The sequence below is a fragment of the Paenibacillus sp. VT-400 genome (assembly GCF_001029205.1).
Taxonomy (GTDB): domain Bacteria; phylum Bacillota; class Bacilli; order Paenibacillales; family Paenibacillaceae; genus Paenibacillus; species Paenibacillus amylolyticus.
The window spans coordinates 2,170,266-2,186,470 of the sequence record NZ_LELF01000067.1 but is presented as its reverse complement, the minus strand read 5'-3'; the positions used below and the strand labels follow the sequence as shown (position 1 = coordinate 2,186,470).

Here is a 16,205-nt window from a genome sequence, read left to right as displayed (position 1 = left end):
CCGCCTTTCATCGACATCGACTCTGAATTTCACTCTCGAATATACTATTTTAGCATAGGTTTCGGAGTCGAATGGGGATGAAATGCATTATTCCGACCCTAAAACGCAGATCAACAAAAAAAGTCGCCACATTGGCGACTCTTGAGCTTGAAACCTTCTCCAGCCATTCCTATGAAAAGTCCGGTCTGTTATTTTGTTTTTTTGGGCACAGCATGACGGTAATATCGTATTACCTTGCGATACATCGTCTTGTCCTTTAATTGATTGAATATATATGGGTCAGGTTTGACATTTACTTCAATAATCCAGGGTTTCAGACTATGGTCAAGGCCGATATCTACACCGATTTGCTTAAGATGCGGGTACTTTTTTTTCATATGACGAGCTATGCGCAGGCTAAGCTCATTCATCTCTTGAACCAGTTCATTCCTGCGTTTTGTGGATGCATGTGATTTTAGCAGCTTGTGAATATCCATCGGTGTACCACCACTATGATAATTGGTTACGATTTTCTTTGGATGACCCAGTCGCCCGATGATTCCGGTAGCTTCCCAATGTTTGGTCGGGCTTAGCTGTATCATGACTCGAATGTCAAAACGTCTGTTATTGTGCTTAAGCAGATGGATTCCTCTCTGAATCAGATAACTTCTTTTATTCACCAGACGAGTCAGACTGTTATAAAACGATTCAAAACTGTCAAACGTCAGGCGTTTTTGCTCGATCTGATAGACAAAATGTTGATGACTTTCCATCTCGGCCTTAATAACACCCATCCCGAAAGTACCTCTCTCGGGTTTGACATAGACCATCCCATATTTGCTGATCATGGATTTCAGATTCGTTTTGTTATATTTCTGTGTGTCGGGGATAAACGGTTTAATTAATTCATTATTAATGATCAATTTTGTTTTTAACCACTTGCTTCTTAACGGCTGCAACTTATCAACTCCCATGTCGTAAACTCTCCCTTCAGCAACCGCATCAAAGCCTGCTGTTTGATCAAGATCCTGCAAGCATTATATGTAATACCGATAAAGGAACCCTCAACAAAAGCCCCTATTCGTAAAAATGTATATTTGCACATGCCCTGACCAAAACACTTTTGCACACATACCATATAATGAGTCATCACGATTTGTGCAAGGAGATGAGTAGATGTCCGTCCAGCCTGGAATCCGGTTGAATAATGCGCCTAAGATTGATGTTCTTATACCAGCGATCGAGAAAGATTTGGCTACCCTTCCCCTCGTCATCGATAACATTCGCCGTTATGTAAAACATCCCATTGGAAGCATATATATTGTTTCTCCGGTCAGCACCAAGATCAGAAAACTTTGTTCCCTTAAAAACTGCATTTTTGTTAATGAGCGATCCGTCCTGCCTATAACCAAAAACGACATACACTACCAGTCCTCCCGATGGAATCGGTCAGGCTGGTTATATCAGCAGCTGCTCAAAATGAACGGAGATTCCATTGTGAAGGCAAAGTACTTTCTAGTCATGGATGCAGATACCGTACTGATTAAACCTCATTCATTTCTTGTAGAAGGCAAAACAGTCTTTTACTGCCGTGACTGGAGCCAGCCGGAATATTTCAATACCTACCGCAAGTTGTTAGGCATGAAAGCTCCTCGCCCCCGCTCTTTTGTCACCCATTATATGCTGTTCGACAAATCGAAACTCGCTGCCTTAAAACAGAAAATTGAAGCGGTTCATAAGCTGCCATGGTACAAAGCCATCATCTCCAATATCAATAAGAAAAAGCAGTTTGGTTTCTCCGAGTATGAAACGTATGCCAATTTTATGTATACGAAAAACCCAGGCAGCATGGTCCTTAGAAGTTCCAAGAATAAAAGTCTGAATGTGAACGCTTCTTCGTTAAAAGAGCAACAAATCCGCAATCTGGCTCTTAAATATCGTTCTCTTTCCTTTCATAAACGGAAAATCTATAGTAAAGCTCCCTGAGCTTAAGGAGGAAGCCCATGCATATCGTACTGCTGTGCGGCGGCTCTGGCAAAAGGCTCTGGCCGTTATCCAATGAGCTTCGCTCCAAGCTGTTCATAGATATACTTCCATCACCCGCTGGAGGTAGGGAATCCATGATCAGCAGAGTATGCCGCCAGCTTGACAGTTCATCCCTAACGGATTCAACGCTCATTATTTCACATCAGGATCAGGCTAATATTACGGCACGACATACTCAAGGCAAAATCCCAGTCATTGGGGAACCTTATAAACGAGGCACTTTTACTGCGGCGGCCTTAGCGACGTTATATCTGCAATCCTTCCGAATGGCCAAAGATGACGATGTGATCTGTATCGCGCCAGCTGATGTGTTCGCAGGTGAAGATTTTTTCAGCAACTTCCAATTACTGCCGGATATATTGAAACATTCTCAAGCCGATATCGCTTTAATTGGGACAAGGCCTACACATGCTTCAGAACAGTATGGATACATCATGCCGGGTGGGGAAGAACGTAATGCTTATGCGCCCATAACACAATTTATAGAAAAACCCGAAGCCACCATTGCTGAGACTCTGCTACAACGTGGGGCACTATGGAACTGCGGTGTGTACGCATTCACCGTCGCGTTTATGATATCCCATATTAAAAAAATGGGGCTGCCGGTTCATTATGATCAATTGTCGTCCCTGTATGAAGCGTTGCCTGAACGCAGTTTTGACAAGCATGTTGCAGAAAAGGCACAGCGGGCCGTAGTCCTGCCTTATAAGGGAGTATGGCAGGATATCGGAAGCTGGGATACGCTGTGCGCACAGTTAGATACCCATGTAATCGGACACGGTGGAATCTCGGGTTCTTCCTCCGATTCCTATATTATTAACGAGCTTCCCTACCCCATCCAAGTCATTGGCGTGCCAGGTATTATCGCTGCCGCAAGTCCGGATGGCATTCTCATTGCCAACAAAAATAATTCAAATGAAATTAAAGCGCAATTGGGTAGCTTGCCACTAAAACCGATGTATGGTGAATCAACCTGGGGCAGTTATCGTGTCATTGAAGGTTCGTTAGAAGATGAGAATACAACTGTAACCACATTAAACATAACGGTTTTACCGGGCAAACATATCGGGTTGAACTGGCATAGAACTGGGTGTAGAGCATGGACCGTGCTTGCAGGCAGTGGGCAAGTGCTTGTCAACGGAAAGGTCATGCAAGTGAGTATGGGCAATCAGTTCGCAATTACCAAGGAGAGTCTCTTTTCTATTCTGGCTGAAACCAGGATGGTGATCCTTGAGGTCCGGATCGGAGTAGCAGAGGATAAAGACAACATACTTTTTGAAGAAGAAGATTGGAATGTTATCCTAAAAAGTGCAGGTTCATCTAACGCTTAATGGGCGAATGAACCGATTCAATCTGCATGTCTTATAGCCCCTTCCATTCGCGGAAGGGGCTCATTGGCATAATTAAGGGAGACCTGACACTTCTTCCCCTACATCTTAGTTAAACAACTTGCGAAGTTCCTCTACTTCCAGACGTGCAACTGGCTGGTAAGCGGAACTCTGTACATAACGCCGGAAGCTGTATAACAACTGTCTGCCCTCCAATGTAGTCATCAGACGCTCCAGATTCAGCGCTCCCATCAGCACTCTCCCCTTCCGGACCCGACACTCCATCAACAGGCCGAGCTTGTGGTTTCGCTCAAAATTGTCAATGGTCTGCACGATCGGATTCAAGTCTTTATCCAACTCATCCAAGATGATAGATGACGACTCGGACACGATGCTCCACCACGGATAAGTTGAGTGCTCCTCTGTGACAAAATGTTCGAAGGCCGGATGATCCTGTTGAATTAACAAGCCCATTGTGCCCACAGGAACTTCTCTTTTCATATTCTCCGAGATGGATCGGAACATAGGGTAAGACCAGAAATCGGTGCTATAGAAACCTTGAATCGCATGTTGAATCTGGTCGGGATTTGGGAAAAGCATAATATCCTCTCCCTGCTCAAGCAGCGCCAACGCCTGTTCCGAGAGTTCGGTAAATAGATTCAAACCGCTCAGGTCCACTTCCTCCTGACTAGGGTAGATCCACAGGTCGTAAGACTTACGGATATCCGTGCCCGGAATGGACAGTCTAAGCTCCACTTTGGTCATATTGGAGACTTCAGGAATGCGAATGCTGAGATCCGCGACATTCACATAATGTTCTCCATGGGTCGCTGGCAGGTCTGCTTTCCCTTCCAATAGGACGCTTCCTTCGATCTGCTCGCTTTGAATTTCCCACTTCAGATGACGTCCGTCCAATGCCTGTCTGCGGAAGTAACTTAGTTCAATGCGTGCTTCGAACAATTCACCCGCTTGATAATTATATTTGGGGAATCTCGCCAACAACACAGCGTCGGAACAAAACGTTCTCCACTCCTCAGGTGTAATCATGCCTTTGGAATCCATGAATGCGTCCAGTACACCCACCAGCGCCGTTCCCTGACCACTGAAATCCTGAAGATCCAGCAGCTGGAACCCGGCTAGTTGCTTCGAACGAAAAGCAGCTTCCAGTTCTTCCTTGTAACATGCGACCGCGAGTTTACCAGAAGCTCTGAAGTATGCTTCCGCCAGATGTCCCAGCCCTTTGGCATTCAGACGCTCTCGAAACACTTCGAAATTCTTGGCTTTGAGAGAACCCGTACACTTGTTGATCTCCTCGAAATTAGGAAACGTGGCGTACTGTCCAATTTCATGCGAGATGATTGGTACGTGTGAGACAAGTTGGTCACTTCCAGCTTTGGCCTGCACTGTTTTGGAACCTGTCCCATACTGAATCTGAATCTCTTTGTCCCCAGTCTGACCGGAAGGGTCAGCATCGCTGCCTTGCTCAGGTACAATGTTTGAATCGTAATCTTTCAATGTATTTGGCAGGTCGGTCTGCACGTGACCGAGCGGAGCATCACACATCGCATATGAACCTCTGAACAGGCGCTCTTTGGAGAAACGAACCCCGCAGAAGAATTCACTTTCCTCCAGAATGTCCGGCACAAACTGAAAGTTATTCGAACCTTCGGTGTATAAATGACGATGATCATATGCTTTGTATGCCTTCAGGATCGAATTCAATCTGTCCTTGCTTCCCCATAGTTCATTCCCCATGGACATCATGACAAACGAAGGATGATTACCAAAAGCACGCAGCATCGCAAATCCTTCGCTAATCAAGTAATCCTGCTCGGCTTGATTATGTCCATCCGAAGATTCATCCGTAATGGTTCCCCAGAACGGAAGCTCAGGCTCCATGTAGATGCCGAGCAGATCCGCTGCAATAAAAGCAGCCTCCGGAGGACAACAGGTATGGAAACGGTAGTGATTGATACCGTAGGACTTGGAGATAGCGAGAATGCGAACCCATTCATCCACATCTGTTGGCGCGTATCCCGTGAGCGGAAAGATCAGCCCGTCATGTTTGCCTCGAAGAAACGTTTTGCGACCATTAATGGTGAATTTGTCTCCGGTAGCCCGAAACTCCCGTAATCCCGTCCATACTTCGGTGGAATCCAACACTTCGCCATCCTGATCTTGCAGTTTAATGTGAAGTTCGTACAGGTTAGGCTCATCATCACTCCATAACATGGCATCTTCGCCAATCTTGTACGTCAGCTGGATCTCTTGCGAATCCGGGGCGAAAATTTGTTCCTCCGTCGTATGAACTGGATCTGCACTGACAGCAACAGCTGATACCACGATTCTTACTCCTTGCAGGTCACCGACAAGTGCTGCCTTGATCTCGAAAGATCGAGTCGCAAGATCGGGATAGACCTGAACATTATCCAGGAAAACACGCTCGAAAAATTGAAGTTCCAACTTCCCGGTGATGCCGTTCCAATTCGTCTGCGTGTCTTCGGATGTAAGGTGACCACCTTTGGTTGGATAATTGGTATTGTCCACTCGAATGGTAATTGTATGAGTCCCAGCGGTTAGCCCTGCCTCAATCTCGTAACGGTGAGGTGTATTCAGACTGTTTTGTGTTCCGCATTCCACCCCATCGATCCAAACTGTGGTTACTCGTGTTCGTTCCAGATGCAAGAAGCAACGTTTGCCAGCCAAGTGTTCGGGAATTTCAATCTCTCGTGAAAACCAGGCATAACCCTCAAATAAGTACTCATCCGTCAGCGCACCGATTAACACATTCTCGTTTTTCTTGCCCTTGGCCGCATGAGATGTAGTATTTGGCAATGTAATAACGTCTGAGAAATTCAGACCACGTTCCACCTTATGTTCATCAAGTTGGAGTTTCCATATGCCTTCCAGATTTATTGTTTCTATCATGATAGTGTCCCCTTTTAGATTCATATAATCGATACAAGTAATCGCTTCCAATGAACAGAAACCGTTTTCGAAAATCATACCTGTATTATAAACTCGATTGACGCCCCTCGCATAGATCATTTACAAATAAAAAAGTCGCCAATGCTGGCGACATCTTACGGATACATATCCTGTATCCTGAACAATTTTAAAATATGGTGGGAACCATGCCCCCGTCCATTCGGATGGGAGAGCCTCTGAAGGCTGAAGCATATGGGCTGCATACAAATGCAGCGAGTCTGCCTATTTCACTTGGTTTGATGAATCGCTGTAATTCGGACTGTGGCAGATTACTCTTCATAAAGTCTTTCTCTTTTTCCTCGAAAGTCAACGTCTCATCAGGGTATATGCCCTCAATGATTTCTTGTACGTTTTCGGACAGTGTTGGACCTGGCAGGACCGTATTGATCGTAACCTCGGTTCCTGCTGTCAGTTTGGACAAACTTTTGGATAATGACAGCAGCATTGACTTGGTCATGCAATACTGAGGCATCTGGCCTGAAGGCATAAGGGCTTCTTCACTTGCAATGAAAATAATACGTCCGTCATTGTTCTTCACCATTTTAGGTAAATAAAATTGAGACAAGCCATTGGCAGCAAGTACATTAGTACGGAAATATTTCTCCCACACTTCATCATTTATGTCTTCATAACTCATGATTTCATATATCCCCATGTTATTGATTAATATATCAACTTCAGGAAATTTCTCGAATAAAGCTTGGCGTTGCGCCAGATCCACAAGATCAGCGGTAGCCTTTTGCGGAGAGGTCTCCGGAAAAGTGGACTTGATTTCACGAACGGTTTGTTCCACCTCTTCATCATTACGTCCATTAATCAGAACATGAACACCTTCTCGAGCGAGTTCTATAGCAATCGCTTTGCCGATCCCTTTTGTCGATCCTGTAACTAAGGCTGTTTTCTCTTTTAGTCCCATATCCATCCTGCATTTCTCCTTCATGATTACAACTATCCGGCTGCTTCTTCTGGACATTGCCAATAGCTTCATGCACCGGATAGGTATAATATTACGCAGTCTGAAGGGTCTAGTAACTAGCAGCTTGCGCCAGAGTTATTGCCTGACACGCCAATTTGAAGGTGTATCCCCTTCCCAAGTCTTGAAAGCACGATAGAACGAATTCTGATCTTCATATCCAACCAGAAATGCCACTTCTTTGATATCAAGTGAAGGATCTGCAAGGTACGCTCGAGCCTGCTCCCGTCTGGCCTCGGTTAATAATTGCTTGAAGTTTGTGTTCTCCTCCGTCAGTCGCCGCTGCAAAGTACGATCACTTATGCGAAGCTCTTTGGCGATCGTCTGGATGTCAGGGCGCTTTCCTGTGAGGCTGCGTTTCATAATCCATTTGACCACTTCAGTAACGGAACGATTGCTCTCTTGTTCGTCGAGCGACCGATCCAGTGCCGGGGTCAGAATCTCCAGTAACTCCTCGTTATACGATAGAAATGGAAGACTCAGATCTTTCCGTTCCAGCGTCAGCCGATTATGGTTAGAATTCGTATCAACTCGGCAGCCGAAGTAAGCCTCAAGGGTGGCTACGTCACCCATCGGTTGGGAGAACTCAACCCGTTTTGCAGTCAAAGGTTGTCCTGTGCCCCTCCGTCCAAGTTCGATCAGAAATGCCAGCGTAATACCAACCAGTAATGGCGGACCTTGTTGCTCCTTATGTAACCATTCGAGTTCAATGAACCATTCCTCCCCTGCTTCGGTAATCTGTAAACTTTCGGGAGGACACATTTGCTTGTAACGGACCATTCGATTCAACGCATCACGATAATCACGAGCATGGTACATCGCCAGTACAGGCGGAGGATACTTCGATATTTCATATCCGGTTGCAAGTTTGATAATGCTTTCGGCAGTGTCCCCAATGAGATCAGAGTACGCCTGCCAGATTGCGAAGTATTGAGATTGGGTCACTACAGGTTTATTTATTGTCTCAAGAGATAGTTGTGCTGTACGAGCGATGTCGTCAGCACCAATCCCTAATTGATGTAATCCAGCCCAAAAGCCTGGATGAACTTTAATCCGATCATTCGGTTGAGGTTGCATGTATACAGACTCCTTTAACTTGTTCCATTTTTATTCTGATTTCTAATTATAGAATGGATGTACCTATTTTTGAATCTTACCTCAGCGAGCCATTTCCGGGTAATACGAAAACACGACTGCCCATAAATGGCCAGTCGTGTTCAAGTCAATCATTGTGTATCAATGAAAAAATGCACATTTTGTATGTTCAGCTACTCATTCAACGCAGTTTTGATCAGGGCATTCACCCGCGAGTTAAACAGCAGACCGATATGGGATACGAGGGAAACCGAAACGTTGTTCGCCCCGTTCAAACGGGAAAGTACCGGGGACACAATCGTGTCACTGGTGGAATAGATCGAAGTCACCTTTATTCCACTCGGAGCTGTCGTTGTGGTCAATCGATTAGCCCCGCCAAGGGTAATTAACTTATCTACTTTGGAAGCGCCTCCACGGTTAAGTATGTAATAGAGACTATTAGCTCCACCCATGCTATGAGCTATAATATTGACTTTTGTATGACCCGTTTGGCGTAGAACATCATCTACGAATCGACTAATTGCTGCGGAGTTCAACAGCTGGTTTCCTTGTTTGCTAGGAAGGTCAATCGCGAATAATTCGTCTCTTGTCCACCCTTGGCTACGCAAATAACTCTCAATTGCTGTAAAATTGCTATCTGAACCGGTCAATCCATGTACCAATACAATGGGTGTACGTGCCGTAGCTGCAGAAGCCTTTGAACTCGATCCTATTCCAGTTATTGATAAGGCAAGGATCATACTCATGAATACAACAAGTATTAATTTGGTCTTTTTCACTTCATTACCCTCCTGTAAAATGTTTTATATTCCATATATTACAATCTAACATATGGAATATAAATGAATCTTTAGTCTCATTTTTACAGGGATGTCTAAAGTATACTACAACTAACATCATTACATTTTATTAAACTCTAGTTCTCTACTTCTTATCCTTCAACGATATCTGCACGTAGATCCGTTGCAATCTCAATCATTTTGGGTACAATAGCTTCGTTCGAAATAGCTACATACAGATCCCCCATGTACAAGCGAAAAGCTATCTGTGCACCCTCAAGGTCCCACATAAAAAAGTCCCCCTCGATGGTCATGGTACTCTCAGCTCCTACAATGTTAAGAACCGGTGAATAGGTAAAATCGGGTTGGGATTCGAAGTAGAGTTTGCACTCTTCCAGCGAGATGGATTGTTCGGCATTACTATCTTGCATGGATCGGGTAATTCGAAAACGCTGATTCATTGATTTGCCTCCAAAACTTTATTAATATATACATGTTACACAGCATTATATTTTCTCATTTCCGTCTTCCACTGTCAAAACCATACATGATCGATTCTTCAAATTCATATATACTGAATACAGTGCACAACGAATTTCTACAATCAGGAGGAGTCAAATCAATATGTTAAAAACGGAATTCATTGATGTACTATCCATTGTCTCACATAAATTATATGATTCGGCTGCTAATGTCATGGACACGGCAAGCAGGTTAATTCCTGCAAACACGTTCTGTATTGCACAGTTGGATCATCTATCCACCAAAGTTCTGAACGTATATAATCGTGACAAACTAATTCTGGGTGAGGGGCTGGTCGTTGATAACGCCGAGTCATACTGTGCACTTGTGACTGAACATTCCCAAGGCCCGTTAGTAATCAATAATAATCTAACACATCCATTAACCAGACATATGGACGCAACCGAATTCGTAGGTGGATGTTCATTTGTTGGTGTGCCTATACATAATGAGAACGGAGAAATTTACGGCTCCCTTTGCTCATTTGATCAGGATTTCTATTCCTATCAACAAAAGGACGTGGATCTGCTTCTCTCCTTGTCTTCCTTTTTCACGAGTCTTCTTGAGATGGAAACAACTCTGCAACAGTTAAAACAGGCGGAAGAGACCGCTGCAAAAGTGCTTGAAGAAAAGAAAAATTTGCTGGCCGTTCTCAGCCATGAAATCCGGACGCCAATGAATGGTGTTCTTGCAATGGCCAATCTGTTGCAATCTACCAGGCTGAGTGAGGATCAATCGTTATATGTTAATGTCATTGAGTCAAGTGGCGCCAGCCTTCTGTCGATGATGGATCAGATTCTGGACTACTCCAAAGCAGAAGCTGGTGCGATCTCTCTCGAGATCAAACCCTATAATGTCACTGAAACAGTTGAACATGTATTACAATTATTCTCTTCTGAAGCACAGAAAAAAGGAATTAGGTTGTACGCAGAATATAATATTACTGATCACCTAATGCTTATGGGTGATCAGCACAAAGTTCGTCAGATTTTAATCAATCTCGTTGGGAATGCGCTTAAATTCACTGAGAAAGGGGAAGTATGCATCTCTACTGAGGTATCTGCTGATACCAAAGGTACTCTCCATGCATCCTACGAAATAAAGGATACGGGCATCGGCATCCCGCAGGATCGTCAGGATCTGTTGTTCAAATCCTACTCCCAGATTCATGGTAATTCAGGAAAGTATGGCGGAGCGGGGCTTGGCCTGTCCATCTGTAAACAACTCGCTGAATTAATGGGTGGCATTGTATGGCTTAAAGAGTCCAGTCCTATGGGCAGTCAGTTTGTCTTTAATATTTCCAGCGCTGCACCCACCGTCCATACAAATATCTGAATGATGAATATATTATTCTATCTGAAAAAGATAGGAGGTATATACGTTGACACAATTTCTGGATGCAAGATCATCGCAAAATGCTGCGTTGTTTAATTCTATTTCCATACCGATTCCAGTGATTAACACGCCTCAATTATTCGGCCAGATTGGTCTGCAAACGGCTGGAGCCGGAGCCAACCTGAGAGTCTCTCTCAAGGGAACCATAACGGTACAATTACCACTTGCCCTATTTCAAGTGAGGATTATTATTGTAAGAGGCACAGTTGCAACGGATCCGATCGTTTACTCCGGCAACTACACGTATGGTCTGAATGGTCTGCTTATCCCTGAAGTGATCGTCTTCTCTGCCAGTGACTTTAACACTCCGATCGTGCCACAATTAACCTACAGTGCATTTATCAGTACCAACTTGCTCGGAACGGTTCGGGTAGGCCCCGAGAGTTTCGACGGATTTGTCGTTTCGGATTAAGAAAACCCCAAACAACCCTATACCTTGAATCTGTTTGTTCATAAGATTAAAGGTACAGGGTTGTTCCAATTATATTGCATCAGTTTCCAAAATAAACATCCAGCTTGCCTGTGGGCGGCGTTGTCGCCATCCAGACAGCTGCCAGATTATCTGGACTAACTGTAGCCGCAGTAATATAGTCTCCAATGAGTACTGTGGGCATCGGAGAGTTACCGTTTGGATTAAAAGATGTAGTTGTGATGCGACGATTAGTGAAGCTCGCACCTCCATTAAATGATTCCGCAACAAAAACGTCCAGCAGGAATCCGTCAATTCGATTGGAGTAATAAATAACCCTGATCGTCCCTGCAAAAGGTGATACGGTTATGGACGGGAAAAAATTCTGTGTACCCGGTGGCGCGCCTGTGATACTGATGGGGTCTGACCATAAAAGGCCATCCGGAGATTCGCAGAGTAAAACATCGGTATATCCGGCACGTGCATCATTCCAAACCCCGTATAACGTCCCACTGTTAGGTCCATTTGATATATCCGCTCCCAAACTTAAGTTGGTCTGTACTCGAAAAGCATAATTAGGTACAGGTAAAGGCGAAGGTGCAGGTACAACGGATGAAATAAACGTTGCCTGTCTTTCCAGAGGAGGTTGATAGGTAATGCCCCCATCGTACGAAATACGTAATAACGCGGATGGACTGGCAGGACCCGTAATGATATATCCCGCATAGACTTGACCTGAGAATCCAACAGCCAACGCTGCCCGGTCATGAATTCCTCGCGGATTCGACTGTCGGTCAGGTGGCTCCCAGGTTAACCCCTGAGTGAGCGATCTTTGCGTAAATATAGCAGAAGTTGCGGTAGCAAGCGGAGTATATCCGACATATGCATGGCCTCGATAAGGGCTACCTGGAGAACGATCAACAGCTATGAAAGGCTCATCATTATGAACAATAGTACCGAACCCCGCTTGGACGATAACCGGTGGCTGCCACGTGAGTCCATCATCAAAAGAAGTATAACTCGCAATCGTTCCATCATTGATCCCGTTAAACAAATGTACGGTAACGATAAAGGTATTCGGAAACGTATAGTCTATCGTAGGCGCCTCTGCTCCTGCATACCCTGCCGGTTGAGGAAGCACAGTGGTGGTCCAGGTACTGCCTCCATTAATGGAACGATAGAAACCAGTCAATGTTGGCCCGGTACTGGTATCCACAGCGACCACGCACATGATATTCGGGTTCAGCGTATTAACTGCAATTGAAGGTTCAAATTGACTGCCTGCCAAAGCCCCGGTAATATTCACAACTACCATCTGCTCACCTCAATTCCTTTAAGGGATATTTGTGAATCGATCAATTAATGTCATCTCCGATTGAAGCACACGCTGGATGATCTGACCTGTAGAGTTAACACCATATACATGAATGACCGTACTTGTAGCACTAAAATAATCGCTTTGCACCTCGTAAAAAGCAGCATTAATCAATGGATAGATTAAGGTTCGGGTCGCTTGAGGAAGTAATTCAAACAGATCATGACCTATAGGTATACGCGCAGTTTGAGTGGTGTCCCATCTGAAAATTTCCAGCTCAATACTGACAGGAGCATTAAGGGAATCATTAATGCACGTCACAATGAGTTGAGTGGATTGGGTCTCACCCGAGGTTGGATTGTAAATAAAGCCTGTAGAGTTTGGCAAAAAGCACACTCCTTCCGCAATATATAGTAAAGTATATTACGATTCTTGCTGCCAGTATGACTATATTCCAGACTCTTATATTGGAACGATATGAAAATTTTGTTATGCTACATATGTTAGATTACTAGATTCTGTTCAAAATATAATTCTACTATTATGTACGGAGTTGGAGGACACAAACGATGCTTATTAAAAAAGCAGGAAAAATCGCTGCGGTTACTGTAATTGCTCTCTCTATCCTTGGAAGTACCCCCAATATCGGTGGAGCCTATGCTGCCCCGGCCATCTCAGTTCAATTGGATGATGTGCTCCTGAAATTTGATGCAGCTCCACGTATTGATAGAGGTGTCACTTACGTTCCGTTTCGGACGGTCGGGGAAGCCCTAGGTATCGATATTACCTGGAACAGCAAATCACAGACTGTAAAAGCAACGAACACTGTGAAAGGACAAACTACCGAGGTACTATTACAAGTTGGCAGCACCACAGCGACCGTAAATGGAAAAAAAGTTACACTCGCAGCTGCACCCGTTCAGCGGGAGGGCCGCGTACTTATTCCACTAAGTTCGTTCAGTAACCAATTCGGTGTACAAGTAAGCTGGAATCAAGCAACCAAGACGGTCTCCCTTGTCTCCCCACAACGCGAGATGCACCTGAGAGCCTTCTATGCATTGCAATCCTTTCAAGAAAAGGACCTTATTACTTCCATGAATTCCGTAGCCTTTGGCTGGAGCCGCATTGATCGTGAAGGTCAGTTCACGCTCCAAGGGGATGAGTACCGTCTCCCTGCTGCTGCGGGTGATATTACACCGCAGTCCATCGTTGCTGATGCAGCAGATCAACAGATCCAACCACAGCTCATGGTGTATGCCTTGGATGGAAACGGAGAACTGACCAAAGTTCTGAGCGACAAGAGCCTGCGGCTGAAATCGATTGAAGGTATAACTGCTGCTGTCACGGAGCATGGTTTTGGCGGAGTTGTTCTGGATTTTGAAGGACTGGGCTTTAAACTGGATGCGGTAGAACAACAGAAGCTGCTCAATGCTTACGTGAAACAATTAAAAAGTTCCTTGCCCCAGGACACAGCTTTATCTCTGGCAGTACCGCCGCTAAATAGTGCTTATAAAGGTTATGATTATAAGACACTTGCCTCTATTGCAGATGATCTTATTATTATGGCCTATCAGTATAATCCGGTGGGCACCAAATCTCAGGTACCTGAGCCAAATAGTCTTGTAGATCAGGCGATTCAATTAGCCATTCAGGCCGGTGTCCCAAAGAGTAAACTTCTGCTCGGTATCAGTCTAAGCAGTGAAACGCCGTCCTCTGTTGATGATAAGCTGGGTCTCGCCAAACGTTATGACCTCAAAGGAGCCGCGTTCTGGCGTCTGGGTCTGTTCCGTTCCTACAATACGAAAATGGAAGATGCCGTAAATGCTTCTGTGATCAAAGAGTAAACTTTCTAACTGGCTACAACTTAAATAAAAGAAGGACCGCGCCTCTGGTACGCAGAGACTTGGTCCTTCTTTTTCCCATCATCTTATTTTATAAATTTATCCACACTTCCAAATATAAGCTTCACAAACTGGGTAGGACCAGGCAAACGGGGCTGAAAGAGAAGAATGATCCCAATTACTGCCGCCACAGCAGTAAATCCCGCGCTCACTATTCTGGCTCGCTTCTCTTTGCTGCTCTTCCACTCTCCATACACTATCGCAGTCGCCAGCATCAATATTCCAAGGATTGAGCCTAGTTTCATGCAATCACCTCTCTTCCAGGCTTGTACAGGAGCCGATTCTGTTCAACTTTCGTCCTCATTAGGTATCCCCTGTGGTCCTGTTGATTTTCCGGTACGTACTACATGTGCATCTACGTTGACTTGCACGTCCATATCAGGATAGATGGTTTCCCAGTTCTTCTCCTGCGCCTTCCATTGATGCGGGTAATATCTGCGGAATTCAACTGCGAATTTGAAGAAATCGGAGCGCAACTCTTTCTGGGACATGACTAAAGCATCATGAGCCAAAGATGTGAGCTTAGCCGACCATTCCTTTTCCAGTTTAGTTAATACAGCAGGATCAGTCAGATTGGCATCCGTCGTATTTAACACCACTTCTCCCCTGGTTTGGATGTCGACCTTCATACTCCACTGTTTGTTTACAATTCGCGGCTTCAAGGAGGTTTTATTTTCAATGAGTCTTATCGAAAAAGAACCCTTTAACGGCTCAAACTCAACGGGCATGATAATGCTGTTCAGTTCTTTTGCAAGTAGTAATACACCTACGCTTAGTGGTTCTTTGACCGTCTTGACATAACGATCCTTCTTATACATACTCAGACCTTTCACATATGGCGTAGTCGTCAGTTTATCCTGATCGGGCTCCGGGGGTAAGATTAACATGCGAGACAAAATGGCTGAACTGCTCGGACCTTCAATAGATTTAGCCAGTTCAAGCGCAGTAACACGTGTACCTAACTTCAGATTGGCCATCTCACGTAGCGATTCAGCAGAACTTCGCTCCAGTGGATCAAGTAACGCAAGGATATCTTTCGCAGCCTTTTCGCTGGAAAAGACATATGCATGCTCCCTGAACTGAGGGTAACGCAGGAAGAAATCGATATACTCGCGGATACCGCGTTTGCCGGCTTGCTCACTGATGATTATGACTTCGCAGTGGCCCCAGAACATATTCCGGGGAACTTTACGTTGTAACCGATTCAATGCCTCTGCAATTGTACGTCCTTCCGCTGTTCGAATCATTGTTACCCCGCTTGGACTGCCTCCACTCCCACTACTATCTCCTGCACTCGCCTTCCGCGGAATGAAAATCTGTGAAGTCAAATGTACTTCACCATCTTCATAATCTATCCCTGTAGCCAGCACGATAGCCAAATCGTTAATCTCGATGCGATCCCAGCATCCACTTAAAAGCACACAACACAATATTGGCATTAGTAGTACTCTATATATTCGCAAGTGCTCCTCCCC

General features: G+C 44.8%; 15 protein-coding genes. 5 read left to right on the top strand and 10 right to left on the bottom strand.

Translation table 11 applies throughout. From position 1 onward, the window contains the following. Positions 1-188: 188 nt before the first annotated feature. Entirely contained in the window at positions 189-953 is a 765-nt protein-coding gene (locus tag EL84_RS20385; protein ID WP_047842888.1) for a YheC/YheD family protein, read from the bottom strand. Between the two features lie 202 nt (positions 954-1,155). On the opposite strand from EL84_RS20385, the gene EL84_RS20380 reads away from it, so the two are divergent. Together EL84_RS20380 and EL84_RS20375 are read left to right on the top strand one after the other, a co-directional pair. Continuing rightward, positions 1,156-1,965, top strand: a complete 810-nt coding sequence (locus tag EL84_RS20380) for a DUF6492 family protein (protein ID WP_047842887.1) — start codon at positions 1,156-1,158, stop codon at positions 1,963-1,965. A 17-nt stretch (positions 1,966-1,982) separates the two neighbouring features. Further along, positions 1,983-3,356, top strand: a complete 1,374-nt coding sequence (locus EL84_RS20375; protein ID WP_047842886.1) for a sugar phosphate nucleotidyltransferase — start codon at positions 1,983-1,985, stop codon at positions 3,354-3,356. A 105-nt stretch (positions 3,357-3,461) separates the two neighbouring features. Here the strand turns inward: EL84_RS20375 and EL84_RS20370 are convergent, their stop codons facing one another. The 5 genes from EL84_RS20370 to EL84_RS20350 form a co-directional block, all read right to left on the bottom strand. Beyond that, complete coding sequence (locus tag EL84_RS20370) at positions 3,462-6,281, bottom strand: glycoside hydrolase family 2 TIM barrel-domain containing protein (RefSeq protein ID WP_047842885.1); 2,820 nt, start codon at positions 6,279-6,281, stop codon at positions 3,462-3,464. Between the two features lie 187 nt (positions 6,282-6,468). Further along, positions 6,469-7,263 (bottom strand): SDR family NAD(P)-dependent oxidoreductase, encoded by a 795-nt coding sequence (locus tag EL84_RS20365; protein WP_047842884.1) that lies wholly within the window; start codon positions 7,261-7,263, stop codon positions 6,469-6,471. A gap of 129 nt (positions 7,264-7,392) precedes the next feature. Beyond that, positions 7,393-8,391: an AraC family transcriptional regulator gene (locus tag EL84_RS20360; RefSeq protein WP_047842883.1), complete on the bottom strand. Its 999-nt coding sequence runs from the start codon at positions 8,389-8,391 to the stop codon at positions 7,393-7,395. A 191-nt stretch (positions 8,392-8,582) separates the two neighbouring features. Next, the gene (locus EL84_RS20355; RefSeq protein WP_051449755.1) at positions 8,583-9,155 is read right to left on the bottom strand and encodes an esterase/lipase family protein; all 573 of its coding nucleotides are present in this window, start codon (positions 9,153-9,155) and stop codon (positions 8,583-8,585) included. 185 nt (positions 9,156-9,340) lie between these two features. Continuing rightward, on the bottom strand, positions 9,341-9,649 hold the full coding sequence (locus tag EL84_RS20350; protein WP_036608134.1) for a hypothetical protein: 309 nt from the start codon (positions 9,647-9,649) through the stop codon (positions 9,341-9,343). Positions 9,650-9,812: 163 nt separating this feature from the next. Here EL84_RS20350 and EL84_RS20345 point away from each other — a divergent pair, with 163 nt between their 5' ends. Together EL84_RS20345 and EL84_RS20340 are read left to right on the top strand one after the other, a co-directional pair. After that, the gene (locus EL84_RS20345; RefSeq protein ID WP_047842882.1) at positions 9,813-11,045 is read left to right on the top strand and encodes a GAF domain-containing sensor histidine kinase; all 1,233 of its coding nucleotides are present in this window, start codon (positions 9,813-9,815) and stop codon (positions 11,043-11,045) included. Between the two features lie 46 nt (positions 11,046-11,091). Next, entirely contained in the window at positions 11,092-11,517 is a 426-nt protein-coding gene (locus EL84_RS20340) for a hypothetical protein (RefSeq protein WP_047842881.1), read from the top strand. A gap of 79 nt (positions 11,518-11,596) precedes the next feature. On the opposite strand, the gene EL84_RS20335 is transcribed toward EL84_RS20340, so the two are convergent. Both EL84_RS20335 and EL84_RS20330 read right to left on the bottom strand, forming a co-directional pair. Continuing rightward, entirely contained in the window at positions 11,597-12,829 is a 1,233-nt protein-coding gene (locus EL84_RS20335; RefSeq protein ID WP_047842880.1) for a sialidase family protein, read from the bottom strand. An 18-nt stretch (positions 12,830-12,847) separates the two neighbouring features. Beyond that, positions 12,848-13,216, bottom strand: a complete 369-nt coding sequence (locus tag EL84_RS20330) for a hypothetical protein (RefSeq protein WP_047842879.1) — start codon at positions 13,214-13,216, stop codon at positions 12,848-12,850. Positions 13,217-13,398: 182 nt separating this feature from the next. Here EL84_RS20330 and EL84_RS20325 point away from each other — a divergent pair, with 182 nt between their 5' ends. Then, positions 13,399-14,673 (top strand): stalk domain-containing protein, encoded by a 1,275-nt coding sequence (locus EL84_RS20325; protein WP_047842878.1) that lies wholly within the window; start codon positions 13,399-13,401, stop codon positions 14,671-14,673. An 83-nt stretch (positions 14,674-14,756) separates the two neighbouring features. On the opposite strand, the gene EL84_RS20320 is transcribed toward EL84_RS20325, so the two are convergent. Together EL84_RS20320 and EL84_RS20315 are read right to left on the bottom strand one after the other, a co-directional pair. Further along, the gene (locus tag EL84_RS20320; protein ID WP_036608149.1) at positions 14,757-14,975 is read right to left on the bottom strand and encodes a hypothetical protein; all 219 of its coding nucleotides are present in this window, start codon (positions 14,973-14,975) and stop codon (positions 14,757-14,759) included. A 42-nt stretch (positions 14,976-15,017) separates the two neighbouring features. Beyond that, positions 15,018-16,193, bottom strand: coding sequence for a Ger(x)C family spore germination protein (locus EL84_RS20315; protein WP_161799439.1), 1,176 nt, complete (start codon positions 16,191-16,193; stop codon positions 15,018-15,020). Between the last annotated feature and the right edge of the window lie 12 nt (positions 16,194-16,205).

Coding starts and splice junctions, on each gene's coding strand:
- EL84_RS20335 (WP_047842880.1), bottom strand. CDS start 12,829: ATGGTAGTTGTGAATATTACCGGGGCTTTGGCAGGCAGTCAATTTGAA.
- EL84_RS20320 (WP_036608149.1), bottom strand. CDS start 14,975: ATGAAACTAGGCTCAATCCTTGGAATATTGATGCTGGCGACTGCGATA.
- EL84_RS20345 (WP_047842882.1), top strand. CDS start 9,813: ATGTTAAAAACGGAATTCATTGATGTACTATCCATTGTCTCACATAAA.
- EL84_RS20325 (WP_047842878.1), top strand. CDS start 13,399: ATGCTTATTAAAAAAGCAGGAAAAATCGCTGCGGTTACTGTAATTGCT.
- EL84_RS20380 (WP_047842887.1), top strand. CDS start 1,156: ATGTCCGTCCAGCCTGGAATCCGGTTGAATAATGCGCCTAAGATTGAT.
- EL84_RS20350 (WP_036608134.1), bottom strand. CDS start 9,649: ATGAATCAGCGTTTTCGAATTACCCGATCCATGCAAGATAGTAATGCC.
- EL84_RS20365 (WP_047842884.1), bottom strand. CDS start 7,263: ATGGATATGGGACTAAAAGAGAAAACAGCCTTAGTTACAGGATCGACA.
- EL84_RS20360 (WP_047842883.1), bottom strand. CDS start 8,391: ATGCAACCTCAACCGAATGATCGGATTAAAGTTCATCCAGGCTTTTGG.
- EL84_RS20375 (WP_047842886.1), top strand. CDS start 1,983: ATGCATATCGTACTGCTGTGCGGCGGCTCTGGCAAAAGGCTCTGGCCG.
- EL84_RS20385 (WP_047842888.1), bottom strand. CDS start 953: ATGGGAGTTGATAAGTTGCAGCCGTTAAGAAGCAAGTGGTTAAAAACA.
- EL84_RS20370 (WP_047842885.1), bottom strand. CDS start 6,281: ATGATAGAAACAATAAATCTGGAAGGCATATGGAAACTCCAACTTGAT.
- EL84_RS20355 (WP_051449755.1), bottom strand. CDS start 9,155: ATGAGTATGATCCTTGCCTTATCAATAACTGGAATAGGATCGAGTTCA.